This is a genomic window from Gammaproteobacteria bacterium, from assembly GCA_016712635.1.
GTDB lineage: Bacteria > Pseudomonadota > Gammaproteobacteria > SZUA-140 > SZUA-140 > JADJWH01.
In genome coordinates this window covers 54,677-69,488 of sequence record JADJQS010000006.1, presented here as the reverse complement: position 1 = coordinate 69,488, position 14,812 = coordinate 54,677, and the positions used below count along the sequence as shown (strand labels likewise).

The following is a 14,812-nucleotide window of genomic DNA, read 5'->3' as shown; positions in this document are numbered from 1 at the left end:
CAGAGTTATGACGTTGGCTCGTCGCAGGCTTACCCGCTGCAACGGTTGTTGACCAACCTCCTGGTCTTGCCGACCTCGTGGCTGATGATGCCGAGGTTCACCCCGTTATTGGTCAGATCCATGCCGGATACCAGTTGCTTCTGAAGTCCCGGCTGGCTGACACTTCCTGCTCAACTCGCCCGGTGTCAGCTACCCGGGTGAGCCATGAGGCCTGTGTTTGTTGCAGTCAATCCGCCAGGCCTCCAACCGCCCCGCCGCGCCCTCGTCTTGACTTACGAAGTCATGGACATTCAGGCACTCGCCCCGAAGACATTCATTGAACGATTCTATCTGATTGTATTACACTGGTTTTCAGGGATCGATAACGTCGAGCAACACCACGCGCCGACAGGCCCGCTCATCTAGTGCACGAGAAGATATTCCGTCCCGACGTCGACCGAATGGCCCTGGGATGGGGCGACCGATTTATCAACACGCCCGGCCCTGCGTCTCGGCCGCCCACCGATAGAGTCGGTGTAAAGCCGTACTCAAGTACGTCACGCTCCCGAATCCATAGATCGAAAAAACCTCAGCACCCGGATGCGGTGCTCGACCGATACTGAGATCCGGAAATGCTACAGCGTCTGCTCCCATACCGTGCTCTGCAACAAAACGACGGGCACTTAAGCATCATCAGCCGTTACGCGCGCATGATCTCCGACTGATCCCGGAGCAGACCGCTATCCAGGCATCGAAAACCATGCGCCGCGCCGGTAGTGCTGTAGACTTTATTGCACCACTGCCCGCAGGAGGATGCGCCTAGTAATGCCTGCTAAACGACCCGACGACCTTGAATAAGTCGTACCAGAATCACTACGATGGCAATAACCAGAAGAACATGAATGAACCCGCCCATGGTGTAGGAAGAAACCATGCCGAGCAACCATAGAACAACCAAGATGACCGCAATAGTCTGCAGCATTAGCCCATCCTCCTCTGTCGCAAGCTGGCGGCAATACAACAATCAACGCGACGCAATGGGGTCACTGTCGCTGGAAATAATGATCTCAACACGCCGGTTCGACTGACGCCCGGAAGTTGTTTCGTTGCTGGCCACAGGATTCGTCTCTCCATAACCACGTGTACTTACGCGATCGCCTGCAACCTGCATGTTTATCAAGGTATCGCGCACGGCAATGGCACGGCGATCAGAAAGATTCTGGTTATAGTCGCTACTGCCCGTACTGTCAGTATGACCTTCTATCAGTATCTTGCGCTCCGGGTATTCCTTGAGAAATTCGGCAAGCTTCTGAACACTATTCGTGCCAACCGACCTGAGCTCTGCCTTGTTGGTATCGAATAACACGTCACCGAGAGTAATCACCATGCCGCGCTCCGTTTCCCTGGCATTCAGGTCCTTCAGCTCTTCCTCCATCTGACTGATTCTGGCATTGGCTGCAGCCAACTCCGCCATTTTCTGTTTTTCGCTTTCCTGCGTTATCATCGCCTGCTGCCTGGCTGCCGCATCGCTTTCCGCCATTTGCGCATCGAGAAGTAATTTTCCACGTTCAGTATCGGCAGTAGCCACCGCTAATGCGGCTGCAGCTTCCGAACTCGCCGCCTGTTGCCTGGCCGCCGCATCACTTTCCGCCGTTTGCGTCTCAAGTCGGACTTTACCGCGTGCAATATCGGCATTGGCTACAGCAAGCTCATCAGCATTCTGCCTGGCCGCCACCTGAGCGGTCTCCAACTGCTGCCTGGCGGCATCGGCTTCCGTCGTTCGCATCTCAAGGCGGACTTTCTCGCGCTCTGCACCTGCGTTGGCAACGGCCAGCTCTGCCGCTTTCTGTCTGGCTCTTTCCTGCGCTATTTCCACTCGCTGCTTGGCCAGATAAGCGAGATGATTGACTGTCTTCTGGTCTTCATGTTCGCTCTGGGCATGGTTGGCTTTATCCATCGCCTTGCCAGCCTGTTGCAGTTCGATCGCTGCATGATTGGTGACATCCGGATTTACTTGCGCAGCGCTGTAGCCACTGCGGGCTTCTTCCAATGCAGTGTTTTTCTCCGGTGTCATGCTGCAGGCCGCAAGCGCGGCGCCGGTCAGTATGATGGTGGGGAATGTATAAGTTTTTCTCATGATAAACTCCTTATATGATCAATCCAGGTAATGCGTTTCCTGTTACTGGGTAGTCCGATTAATCTCTTCACGCAAAACACGATTCGATTCCAGTGTGTCATCGACCGTCTTTTGCGTCTTGGCCAAATCGGCCTTTGTTTCTGCCAGCTTGGCATCAAGCTGTGCCTGTTCTGCCAATCGTCCGGCAAGAAGGTAATCTTCCTTTTGCATCGCCTGCTCGGCGCGCTCCATCTTATCCATGGCGGATTTGAGTTCCAGCGGAGCATGCTCGTTGCCGCCGCTTCTGGTTGCACTCGATATTGCCGCATTTGATACTGCGAACTGTTCCGTAGGAGCCGGAATGCTTGCGCATCCAGCCATAAAGATCGTAGTAACAGCGACAATCGCAGGCACGCCGACCCATTTTGCCGATCGATTCGATCCGTGGTTATCAAGTATCTTCATGATCGTTTCCATCCATTAATGGTTAAATACCGTTTAATCTCCAGCATTGAATATCTGCATGTCCCGGATCCTGCCGGAAGACCGCCGTTATCCATTCGCACCTGGCTCTCTACCTGTGCCCCACTTGGATGGGGACACTGCTTTAGCCGCACTCTTCCTGAAATAATTCCATACATCATCAGCAGTCACTTTGACCTTTTCCCAGGCATCGTCACCGGAATTCTCCAACTCTTTCATTTTTCTTGCGACCTCACGCCGTTTGGCGTGCAGCACGTCAAGGTCACGTAAATATCTGAGCTTCTCACCTGCTTTGGCATTCTCTGCCTTGGCGTCCAATAACTTGATCTGGGCAATCCAATCATTCAGTTGAGCATCCAGATTTTTCTTATAGGCTTCTTTCGTCTCCATGTATTACTCCTTCGTTGCCATGTATCCGTTTCATACTATCCACAGGATTTCCCTATTAATCTGCCGTTCAGTGGATATACAACGCACGTCCTCCCTTGAACATGTACACAGGATACGGGGCTATTCGGGTGTGCTCAGTACGGTATCGAACATAGGCTACACTCCTTATGCTCGTCATCGCACAACCGAAGAAGTTACGGCGTCAAGCAAATGTTCTGCCGCTCACGGAACTTTAGCCGGGGCCATGGAAGTGCATTCATCAAAATAACGTGCCTGTTGACTTCAGTAACCGAAGTTTAATCACGCCAAAAAAAAGCCCTGCGGGGGGTGCAGGGCTAAAAGGGGGACAAGAGTCGCCTGCCTGACCAATCCAGGTATGGCCTGCTGCCACCGCAATCTTTATACACTTCTCACATACGACGCTCTGTGCGATGACGTACATAGGGCTGTCAGGCGGTGATTCCAGTTACAACTGATGGTTAACTAGTGCATCGTGACCTTATGTTTATGTTCGGTAAAGGACATATACATTGTGAGAAAGGGCGGGTGGTGTATATACTGCATGTACAGGAAACTGTCCGCATACCGATCGATCGGCCATGTTGTCGATATAGAACAGCCGGGCAATCTGTCCGCATGGAGTTCCCAGATGTCTTCCCCGAAACCCGAGCAAAACAATCTTCTCGCCGCCCTGCCCGGGGACGCAATCGAACGCCTGCGTCCGCATCTGGAATATATACACATGCCGCTGGGCGATGTCCTTTACGAATCCGACAGCCAGTTAAATTATGTCTATTTCCCCACGACCTCCATCGTGTCTCTGCTTTATGTCATGGAAGATGGCGCATCGGCCGAGATCGCCGTGGTGGGCAAGGAAGGCATACTTGGCATTGCCCTGTTTATGGGGGGTGAAACGACCCCGAGCCGGGCGATTGTACAGAGTGCAGGCCACGGATTCCGGCTCAAGGCGCAGTTCCTCAAGGAGGAGTTCAACCGCGCCGGTCCGGTAATGCATCTTTTGTTGCGTTACACCCAGGCACTGATTACGCAGATGTCCCAGACGGCGGTCTGCAATCGCCATCATTCCGTACACCAGCAACTGTGTCGCTGGCTGCTGCTGAGCCTGGATCGGCTGCCTTCGAACAATCTGGTCATGACGCAGGAATTGATCGCCAATATGCTCGGCGTACGCCGCGAGGGGGTCACCGATGCCGCCGGCAAGCTGCAACGCGCCGGGTTGATTCTATACAGTCGCGGACATATCACCGTACTGGATCGGCCGGGACTGGAGGCGCAGGCCTGCGAGTGCTACCGGGTGGTCAAAGCCGAGTTTGATCGCCTGCTTCCCAACGAAATCGCCGTATAATTCCATACGGGTCTTCGGGCTCCTTTCCGTTGAGCAACCTGATAGCAGTAACAATGCGCTATGTTAGCCGGCGTACAGAGTCTGTTAACAGTTCCTCCTATCATCGGCGAACATAATAGTTTCGTCTGCCGGCTTCAGGCCCGCCAGCATAGGAGGTTTCGATTTCCACCACGGCGCGCGTACCCCATGCGAATCGTCTGCTTGCCGCGCTACCCCGCAAGGACCGGCAACATTTCCTTGTGGGCTGTGAACAGGTAGAGCTTGTTTTTGCCGACGTTCTCTGCGAACCCGGCGAGACTATACGTCATGTTTACTTTCCCACCGAAAGCTATATTTCCCTGGTGAACCCGCTCGACAGCCACGCCGGCCTGGAGGTCGCCCTGGTCGGAAACGAAGGCATGCACGGCATTTCCATCGTACTTGGAGTAGACACTGCCCCGCTGCACGCATTGGTGCAGGGCGAGGGTCCTGCATTGCGCATGAAGGCCGCCCTGTTCAGGCGTGAACTCCTGCAGAGCCCGGCACTGCAATGCTGGATGAATCGCTATATCTATATACGGATAAGCCAGCTCGCGCAGACGGCTGCTTGCACCCGTTTTCATGTGGTGGAGGCGCGTCTCGCCCGCTGGCTGCTGATGACTCAGGACCGCGCGCACTCGGACGAGATGTATATCACCCATGAATTCCTCGGCCTCATGCTGGGCGTACGCCGGGTCGGCATCACCAAGGCCGCAGGCTCACTGCAGAAACGCAAGCTGATCAACTACAGCCGCGGTACAATCACGGTGCTCAACCGAAAAGGCCTGGAAGCCGCCTCGTGTGGATGCTATCAGGCCGACATGGCGGTTTACGATCGCGTCATGAACTAGCAGTCCAACGTCATGCGGACGCACACCATATGAACATGGTTACAACTATTGGCCTGGCTGTATTGCTGTTCATCGGCACAGGTTTTGTCTTCTATTTAATGAAGCTGAACCGACAGGCCAAGAAGCAGCAAAACGAGATCGATCCGGACAAACTTCGCACGTGGAGTGACGACTGAACCGATCTTGATGTGGATTTCTGCCGTGATCTGGATATGCGCGGGGGCATCCCGCAGTCAACACCCACCTTTGCGGCGGCCCTGCGCGCCGACTGTCACAATGGCCCTGCTCCGCAATGCCCGCTCCTGACTCTTCCCGCCGGCCCTCGCTCATGTCCCTGCCACGGGGGCTTCCCGCTATTGCCTTGCTCTCCCTGGCGCGACGGTTTGATTCTCACCTCGACCGTGTGATCCAGATGATCGTCCGTCAGCGGAATGGTATTATCGGTTTGTGCGATGCCATCAAGTGTTACCGTGGCTCCTTCCGCGGCAGACATTTGCAGAATGGAGATCCGGTAGGTCGTACCGCAATAGCGATATCTCAGTGAGAATTCCGTCCAATCCTCGGGAATGCAGGGCGTAAACCGCAGCCGGCCATCCTCCAGCTTCAGCCCCAGCAGCGATTCCACAATCAGCCGGTATAGCCAGCCCGCCGAACCGGTGTACCAGGTCCAGCCGCCGCGGCCGGTGTGTGGCGCAATCGCATAGACATCCGCGGCTACGACATATGGTTCGGTCTTGTATATGTCAACGGCCTGCGCGGTCTGTACATGGTTCAGCGGGTTGATCAGCGCGAGCAGCTCCCAGGCCCGACGGCTGTCGCCGAGGGCTGCAAAGGCCATCGCCGCCCACACCGCCGCGTGCGTGTACTGGCCGCCGTTCTCGCGAACTCCGGGGACGTAGCCCTTGATATAGCCGGGATTCATTGCCGACTTGTCGAACGGCGGGTCGAGCAGCTGGATCAAGCCATGGTCGCGGCGCACAAGGCGCCTGTCCATTGCATCCATCGCCATGCTCGATCGTTCAAGGTCGCCTGCTCCGGAGAGCACCGACCAGCTCTGCGAGATCGAATCGATCGTACATTCGTGATTGGACGACGAACCGAGTGGTGATCCATCGTCGAAGTAGGCGCGGCGATACCATGCACCGTCCCAGGCGTGCTGCTCGATGTTTCGGCGCAGGAGTTGGGCCTCCTTGCGGCAGCGTTCGGCGATGGGCGGATCATCGTGCAGGTGTGCGAGCTCGGCAAACGACATCAGCACCTCGTAGAGAAAGAACGCCAGCCACACGCTTTCACCCTTGCCGTGTATTCCGACCAGGTTCATGCCGTCGTTCCAGTCACCGGAGCCCATCAAGGGAAGGCCGTGCTCGCCGAAGCGGAGCCCTTGCAGAATCGCGCGCACGCAATGCTCGTACAGGCTGGCTGCATCCGTGGAGTGACCAGGCATGTCGCTGTACGATTCCTCCTCTACGCCGAGCGTGCGGCCCTCGAGGAAATGCACGCTCTCGTCGAGCACGCCGGTATCTCCGCTGCTCAATACATAGCGACAGGTCGCGAGCGGCAGCCACAGATAGTCGTCCGAGCAGCGCGTGCGCACGCCGCGTCCGTAAGGCGGATGCCACCAGTGCTGAACATCGCCTTCCGGATACTGGCGCCCTGCGCAACGCAGCAGGTGCTCGCGCACCAGCCGAGGTTCCGCGTGCACCAGCGCCATCACGTCCTGCAACTGATCGCGGAATCCGAACGCTCCGCCCGACTGGTAGAATCCGCTGCGCGCCCAAAGGCGGCAGGCCAGCGTCTGGTAGAGAAGCCAGCCGTTGGCCAACACGTTCAGGGACGGATCGGGTGTTTCGATCTGTACGGCTCCGAGCGTGTGCGTCCAGTATTGCCGCACCTTTTCCAGTGCATTGCGCGCCGTGCCTGTTTTCCGCATGCGCTGCGCCAGTTTGCGCGCCTGCTCGAGGTCGATTCCGGCGCCAAGCCGGAAGATGATCTCGCGCTCCTGCCCGTCAGCCAGATCAAAGGGAACCTGGATCGCGCCGCAGGGATCCTGTGCCGGGCCGACTTTACCTGATAGCTGCGTGCGCGACAGTCCCGCCGGATTCTCCAATGTGCCGTTGCGTCCGAGAAATTCGGTGCGGTTACCGGTCAGCGTTCGCGAGATATCGTCGACATCAAAGAACGCGACCCGACCGACGAACTCGGTGTTGTAGGCATTGCGTGCGAACAGCGCCCCGCTGGCGGGATCGATCTCGGTGACCACATGCATTGCTGTTTTCGGACGCAGATCGCCGAGCACCCATTCGACATAACCGGTGGCGGAGAGCCGTCGCATTCGGCCTGATCCATTCCGCACCTTCAACACTGAGAACTTGACAGCCTCTTCGAGATCAACGTAAACCCACAGCTCTGAATGGATACCGCCCGCAGTGTGTTCAAATACGCTGTAGCCAAACCCGTGTCGACTGAGGTACGGCATAGCTCCGCGGCTAGGTAACGGGGTCGGCGACCAGAAATGTCCGCTTTCTTCATCGCGCAGGTAGAAGGCCTCCCCGCCCGACGTTCCGACCGGATCGTTGCTCCAGGGCGTCAGCCGGAATTCATGCGCATTCTCGCTCCAGGTGTAGGCGAGGCCGCTCTCCGACACGACAGTTCCGAAGCCCGGGTTAGCTATCACGTTCACCCATGGCATCGGCGTCATTTGCGCCTGCACGGTGGTAATGACGTATTCGCTCCCATCCGCCGTAAATCCTCCCAGATCATTGCCGAGAATCAGGTCCTGTCGAGGCGTATCGGGCAGCGCGGCAGGTTCGGGACGATGGGCCCTGGTTGGCCTTAGCCGAGCTACCCGTTTATCCGCAAAACCCCGCCGGTTAACCTGTTCCACCAGGGATCCATGGCTGTCGGCGATGATGACGCGCGCGACCGCCTGCAGCAGGATGCGATCCTCATTCGAAATCTGCTCGGCGGAACGCACGAATATGCCACCGGGCCGGTCGATCGCGTTGGCTTCAGTGCCGGTGGCGATCAGCCCCACAATAAGGTCCTGCAGCCGATGGCGGTAGCCGACGTGGTCTTCATTCCAGATCACCAGATCGACTGCCAGCCCTTTCAGGCGCCAGTACGCGTGACACTGGATCATCTGGCGCGCAAGATTGATATTGGCCTCGTCTGCGATCTTCAGCAGTACGATCGGCAGATCTCCGGAAATGGCGTAACCCCAGAGACCGGACTGCCCGCGCCGGTTCTGCATGATAATGCCGGCCTCGGCGCGCAGCGCTGCATTGGCATAGAGCACGAAGCCCGCCAGGCGTCCGTAGAGCTGTGCGTCGGCCTCGGTGGCATTGATCTGCCGCAGGTTCACGCTGCTGTGAGTCCATGCAAGATCAAAGGCCCGGTCGGCAAGATGGCGGTCCTGGTATTTCTTGACCAGCTCCATGCAGGCCTCGCGGCTGTTGCTGGCACCAGACACCAGATCGATCGTCGCCGACTGCCCGGGCTCGATCACAATGCGGCAGCGGATCGCTACGATCGGGTCCAGAACAGAACCCTCGCTGCCGGAGAGATCAGCAATCCCGCTCAGTGCGAGCGGCGCCGCGACCGTGCGCCCGCGGCCGATGAAGCGCATGCGGTCGGTTTCGTAGGATATCTTGCCGATGTCGGCCCCATGCGTTGCCATCAGGTGAAACATCCACGGTGTCTGGTCGCTCACCGAGCGCGGCCGCCGTGTGCACAGGATCGCGCGGCACGTGGGAATGATTTCCGTCTGTACGAACAGGTTTCCGAACGAGGGCTGCATGGCATCCGCGGCCGGCGCCGCCAGCACCACCTCCGCGTAGCTGGTGACCTCAATTATCCTGCGCACACGGGAGTGGTTGGTGATGCGCACCCTGCGCAGTTCGATATCATCCTCCGGCGATACTACTATCTCCGAATATGCCTCGTAATCATGATCGCGGCGACGGTATTCGGCGCGCCCCTCGGAGAACATCGCTTCGTAGCTCTCCGCCCGCTTGAGCGTCGGCTGGTGTGTGGCCGACCAGTAATCGCCGCTGCTTACGTCGCGCAGATAAATAAAAGTGCCCCAGTTGTCGCATGTGCTGTCTTCGCGCCAGCGCGTGACCGCACGGTCCTTCCAACGGCTGTAGCCGCCGCCCGCGTTGGTGACCATGATGTTGTAGCGGCCGTTCGACAGCAGCTTCACCTCCGGCGTCGGCGTTTCTGCGCCGATGGGCGTCTGCACCGGCGCTCCCGGAGCATCGGAAAAGGCACTGTCTTCTTCATGTTCACCGACGCGCGTGCGGATCACGGAATTCCTCGGAATCCTCTCCTGCAGCAGCAGCATGGCAGCCTGGAACAAGGGGTCCGATTCAAAACGCCGCTGCATCGGTCGATCGAGAATCAGATGGGTCAGTGACAGCAGGTTCATGCCCTGGTGATGCGCCATGAACGAACGCACAACGACGCTCGATTGGCCGCGTGCCAGACGTGAAGGCGTGTAGTCGATGGCCTCATAGAACCCGAACCGGCCTTCGAGCCCACAGGCCGCCAGTCGCTGCAGATTCACGCACGCAGCCTCGGGCGTCACCATCAAAGCCAGCGCGGAGGCATACGGGGCAACGACCATATCATCCGCCAATCCGCGTTTCAGGCCGAGACCAGGTACGCCGAACGCGCGATATTGAAAGTTGAGGTTCGCATCGACGGTGTTATAGCCGGACTCCGACACGCCCCATGGCAGGGAACGCTGGCTGCCGTATGCGATCTGCCGCGCCACTGCAGACCGGCAGGTCTGGTCGAGCAGCGTGCCGTCATAAGCCGGCATCACCAGCAGCGGCATCAGATACTCGAACATCGAACCGCTCCACGACATCAGAATCGGCTCGCCACCGGCGGTCGTCAGCAGCCGGCCCAGCGCAAACCAGCTTTCCTGCGGCAATTGCCCCTGGGCGATGGCGACGAAGGTGCACAGCCTCGCTTCCGAAGCCAATAGATCGTAGAAGCTGGTGTCACGCCGGTACTCGTCAACGTTGTAACCGATCGCCAGCAGGTGACGGGCCCTGTCGTACAGGAATTCGTACTCCATCGACGCTAGTTCGGTCGCTTGCTGGACCAGGCGATCGCAGTTCTCGATTCGTTCTGAAGCACGGTTGCTCCCCGCCGTGATCAGCCTGCGCAGCTCACCATGCCAGACCTGCTCTTCCGGTGTCATATCCTCATTAAGTCGTGCATCCAGGGCCGGCAATAACTTGTCGGCGCGTCCCGCCAGATCGCGCAGAGTCGGGATTACGCCCAAGTCCGCGTACTTGTCCGGGTACTTGTCCGGAAAGTGCGGAGCGGCGGGCAATAACACCAGCCATGGCGCGAGAAACCTCAGTTCATCGAGCGCATCCCGGCATTGGCGCACGAAAACGTCCGCCCACCACTTCGCCTCACCTTCAGGCGTGGTATCCAAGCTGGCGGTCAGGATCGCCGCGCAGCTTGCCACCGGCTCGAGACATTGCAATACTTCCGGGAGCGTCGCGGGACGCAGAGTGCAGGCGGTATTCAGCAGCGCCTGCAACCGGGCGATCGGCGCCTGAACCGTTTCGGGCGCGGTGTCGGCGAGGATGGAAAGCGTATCGACGAGCCCGTCGAACAGACGCGCCCCGACAATATTCTGATCAGGCAGGGCGATCAGACCCGCACGAAGCGTCAACAGATGGCCGGCGAGATTGCCGCTGTCCACCGACGAGATGTAGCGGGGGGGCAGCGGCTGCAAAGACCGCGTGTCATACCAGTTGTAGAAATGTCCCTGATGCCGTTCCAGCGACGTCATCGTGTGGAACGCATTTGCGGTGCGTTCGATGAGTGATCCGGCCGGAATAAAGCCAAAGTCATGGGCGGATAAATTCGCCAACAGCGCCAAACCCATGTTAGTCGGGGAAGTCCGGTGTGCGATCACCGGACCGGGATGCTCCTGAAAGTTGTCGGGCGGCAGCCAATGATCTTCGGCAACGACGAAGCTTTCGAAGAAGCCCCAGGTCTTGCGGGCGATCTTGCGCAGGAAGATCGTCTGATCCACGGTCAGTTTCACCTCGCGGCGAACCAGCGGCCGGCTGAGCCACCAGGCGATGGCTGGCGCCGCCAGCCACAGGCACAGGACAGGTCCGGCTGCCGCCAGCACTTCAGGTCCGGACCAGATCGCGGCCATTGCCACCGAAACGGCGACAAACGGGGCGCTCCACATCGACCGGTACGAGGACGTTATTTCAGCTGCGGGTCCGCCGGGTCCGACCCGGTAATCCTGCTCGCCGGACACACACCATTCCAGCAGCCGGCGGTGCGTGAACATCGTGCGCCATGCCGTGCGCAGGATCGCGCCAAGGCTGAGCAGCGCCTCATACGGGAGACATGCGATCCTGAACCCGGCCAGCGCGAAATTCCGCCCGGCCGAATGCAGTACGGCAGCCAGATGCTGGCTCAGGAGTGCTTCCCTGGGCTTGCGGAACGCATCCACAAGGCAGGCCATAAAGGGTGGAATCAGAACAATACCGGCCACCGCGAGGGTCCAGAACCAGGGCTGTGGCAACACGAACCAGCCCAGAAGCAAGAGCGGCACCAAAGCGGCTTGGGCGAGACTGCGCCGAAGATTGTCGAAGATCTTCCAGCGCGACAGCAGCGACAACGGATTCCGCACTTTCCGCCTGTCCATACCCGGAACATACGGCAACATCCAGTGTGCAATCTGCCAATCGCCACGCAGCCAGCGCAGCTGACGTTTCACGTCTGCCTGATAGCGAGCGGGATACTCCTCGAACAGATGTACATCGCTCAATAACCCCGAACGCGCGTAGCAACCCTCCAGGAGATCGTGACTGAGAATCTGGTTCTCCGGGAAACGTCCTTGTAGCGCGCGCTCAAACGCGTCTACATCGTAAATACCCTTGCCGATGAACGATCCTTCACCGAACAAGTCCTGGTAAACGTCGGAGACAGAACGTGTATACGGGTCTATACCGGGTTCGCTGCCGCACAGGCGTGCATAGAGCGACCGGTTCGCTCCGGACAGGTTCGCGGCGATACGCGGCTGCAGAATGCCATAACCGCCGCAGACGCGCTGTCTGTCCTCGTCGTAGCGCGGGCGGTTCAGTGGGTGTGCCATCGCACCGACGAATTGCCGCACCGAGTCGCGCGGCAGTTGCGTATCGGTATCGAGTGTAACGACGTAACGTACATCCGCCAGACCACCTGCGTCTCCGACAATCAGCGAGAAGTTCCCGCGCCCGCTCCCGCGCAACAACGCGTTAAGATCCGCGAGCTTCCCTCGCTTGCGTTCGTAACCCATCCAGATCCGCTCCGACGGATTCCAGCGTCGCGGGCGATGGAACAGGAAGAATCTGTCGCACTCTGAATCCGGGTATTTTTCATTCAGCTTTTCGATCCCGGCCCGGGCCAGTCGCAGCAGCGGTTCATCCTCGGCAAGCGCCTCCTCCTGCGCATCGCGGAAATCGGTCAGCAGGCCAAAATGCAGGTGCCCATCCTGGTTTCCCAGATAGCCGACTTCCAATGCCTCGAGCAGCGCTTCGACGCTCTGTGTACTGCTGAGCAGCGTCGGGATCACCGCAAGAGTGCGCATGTCCGGCGGCAGTCCCCGCGAAAAGTCCATTCGCGGCAACAGATGCGGCTTCATCAGCAAGGTGGCCAGCCAGTTCACCAGTGCCGACGCCAACTGGCTCGAACCCAACAGCGACAAGATCCCAAGCAGTACGAGTCGCCATCCGTCCACACCATTGCCGTGCGCCTGCGCCAATAAGCCCCCGGCGAAGAGCACCGTCATCAGGAGGATCGCACCGAGGTAGAGGGTCAGCGGGAATCGGCCAAGCCATTGGCGCAGAAGCTCATCGGGGGAAAAAAGGGCCTTCACCGCGTACTCGAGCTGCGGCAATCCGCGATCGATTAGATAGTAACCGACGTGCGCGGAATGATCGTTTGCGCCTTTGGTAGTCGCGTTCCGATGTGCCAGCCCGATCGCCTCACGTGCAATTGCGGTTTCGGACAGTTGACTGCGCTTAGCGAGCCTGTCGACGACATGGCGGTAGCGATCCCTCGTGGCAAAATCCATGCCGTGATAAACGCCTCCGAGATCCTCCAATAAGACCTGTTCGACGAAGCTCATCGTCTCAACGAACACGCGCCAGTCCATTGCCCCCAGGAAACGGAGGCTCCCGATAGTATTACTGATCGATACCTGGTCCGCCGCCTGTTGCTGGTTCTCCGACAACACCATCTGCTCGATTGTAAGACTCGATTCGGCGAGTCTCTGCTCGATCCAGGTGAGCGGTAAAGCAAGGGAGGGGCCATGACCCTGAAGGCGGCGTGCCAGTTCTGCTACGAACGGACTCACCATCGGCGGGTTCGACCGCGCCATGTCGGCGATCACCAGAATCAGGCTCTTTGGATCGCTTTCGGCGATCACCATCATCCGGTCCGCCCAGGCCTGCGCCTGGTTAAAATGGATTCTGGCGGTGGTGATCCGTGCGCCCACACGGCGCAGATTCTCGATCAGCGCCAGGCGCAGCATGATCGGAATCGTCCACAGCTCGCCCAGCGTAAGCGGAGTGACAGTCTGATACGCCGCCACGAAACGGCTGAGGATTTCCGAATCCACACGCCCGTCGCCGTGCGAGATCGCCTCCAATGCAAGGTCATACACGCGCGGCAATCCTCGGGAGGGTCCTTGCGCAAGACGTGGTAATTCCCGGCTGTAATCTTTCGGCAGGTGCTGTCTGGCGGTGCGGATCTGCTCTTCGATCAGATAGTAGTTGTCGAGCAGCCACTCTCCCGCGGGGGCGATCCGGAGTTTTTCCTTGACCGCAGTTGTCAGCAGGCTGCGGGTTTCGATCAAAATCGTTTCGTTGTCATCCAGCCGCCTCAGCAGTCGATCTGGCGCGTCGGATTTGCTCAGGGTGTGTTCACCCGCCAGAACCTTGCCGCGCTGCTCCATCTGATCTGCACTGAACAACTCCGCGCGCAGCGGCGTCTGATCGTCATCCTCATTGTGGCTGAAGCGGTCGCTGCGCCAGCTTACGCCGTACGCGGCGGCAGTTCGAAGAAACGCCTTGAACAGGGTCTCGCGCCTCATCGTTTGCGTATGCTGACCACTAATCTCACTTTAACCTGAAGTTCGATCAGGTCATGAAACAGTGTGTGTCCAGGTTGTCCTTCACTCTCATGTCCGATGCTTCATGGCTGATTTTGAAGTAAATCTGCACTTGTCCTGTGAGTTTGTGATAATTACATTCACTTTCGCCATACCCTCGGGAGTAACTTTCTTCCATATCTTTCTGGTTTCACCTATCTGCGTTATCCATCTTGCTTTGATCGCAAGAGCGTCGGCAGTGGCAGTCGCCCGGAGCTGATTCCTGGTACGCGGCGAGTTGATTGCACGGAATGACGTGACCGGATTGGCCAGTGGCGGCTTCATACTGTTTTCGATATTCATTGCATATCCTGTCATGCGGCAAATGTCAGCATTGCCAGACACCTGTTCCCGCTGTGGTCAATCTGCGCGGACGATATTACCTCTGCCGGACAATCACGATTCTGATAATGGATGAGCATCATGCTCAT

At 58.3% G+C, this 14,812-nt stretch carries 9 protein-coding genes; 3 read left to right on the top strand and 6 right to left on the bottom strand.

Features of this window, described 5'->3' with window-relative positions:
* Positions 1–189 precede the first annotated feature (189 nt).
* The 5 genes from IPK65_07260 to IPK65_07240 all read right to left on the bottom strand — a co-directional run bounded on the left by IPK65_07260 (position 190) and on the right by IPK65_07240 (position 2,968).
* Positions 190–330 (bottom strand): transposase, encoded by a 141-nt coding sequence (locus tag IPK65_07260; protein ID MBK8162933.1) that lies wholly within the window; start codon positions 328–330, stop codon positions 190–192.
* Between the two features lie 481 nt (positions 331–811).
* A complete protein-coding gene (locus tag IPK65_07255) occupies positions 812–961 on the bottom strand; it encodes a lmo0937 family membrane protein (protein ID MBK8162932.1) in 150 nt (49 codons plus the stop codon).
* Positions 962–1,003: 42 nt separating this feature from the next.
* Positions 1,004–2,116 (bottom strand): OmpA family protein, encoded by a 1,113-nt coding sequence (locus IPK65_07250; protein MBK8162931.1) that lies wholly within the window; start codon positions 2,114–2,116, stop codon positions 1,004–1,006.
* Between the two features lie 42 nt (positions 2,117–2,158).
* Positions 2,159–2,560, bottom strand: coding sequence for a DUF4398 domain-containing protein (locus IPK65_07245; GenBank protein ID MBK8162930.1), 402 nt, complete (start codon positions 2,558–2,560; stop codon positions 2,159–2,161).
* 87 nt (positions 2,561–2,647) lie between these two features.
* A complete protein-coding gene (locus tag IPK65_07240) occupies positions 2,648–2,968 on the bottom strand; it encodes a hypothetical protein (protein ID MBK8162929.1) in 321 nt (106 codons plus the stop codon).
* A 649-nt stretch (positions 2,969–3,617) separates the two neighbouring features.
* On the opposite strand from IPK65_07240, the gene IPK65_07235 reads away from it, so the two are divergent.
* From IPK65_07235 to IPK65_07225, 3 genes are all read left to right on the top strand, one after another.
* The gene (locus IPK65_07235) at positions 3,618–4,334 is read left to right on the top strand and encodes a Crp/Fnr family transcriptional regulator (GenBank protein ID MBK8162928.1); all 717 of its coding nucleotides are present in this window, start codon (positions 3,618–3,620) and stop codon (positions 4,332–4,334) included.
* A 161-nt stretch (positions 4,335–4,495) separates the two neighbouring features.
* Positions 4,496–5,203: a Crp/Fnr family transcriptional regulator gene (locus IPK65_07230; protein MBK8162927.1), complete on the top strand. Its 708-nt coding sequence runs from the start codon at positions 4,496–4,498 to the stop codon at positions 5,201–5,203.
* A gap of 29 nt (positions 5,204–5,232) precedes the next feature.
* Positions 5,233–5,379, top strand: a complete 147-nt coding sequence (locus IPK65_07225) for a hypothetical protein (protein MBK8162926.1) — start codon at positions 5,233–5,235, stop codon at positions 5,377–5,379.
* Between the two features lie 95 nt (positions 5,380–5,474).
* Here IPK65_07225 and IPK65_07220 read toward each other — a convergent pair whose 3' ends face one another.
* A complete protein-coding gene (locus IPK65_07220; protein ID MBK8162925.1) occupies positions 5,475–14,324 on the bottom strand; it encodes a cyclic beta 1-2 glucan synthetase in 8,850 nt (2,949 codons plus the stop codon).
* Positions 14,325–14,812: the final 488 nt, after the last annotated feature.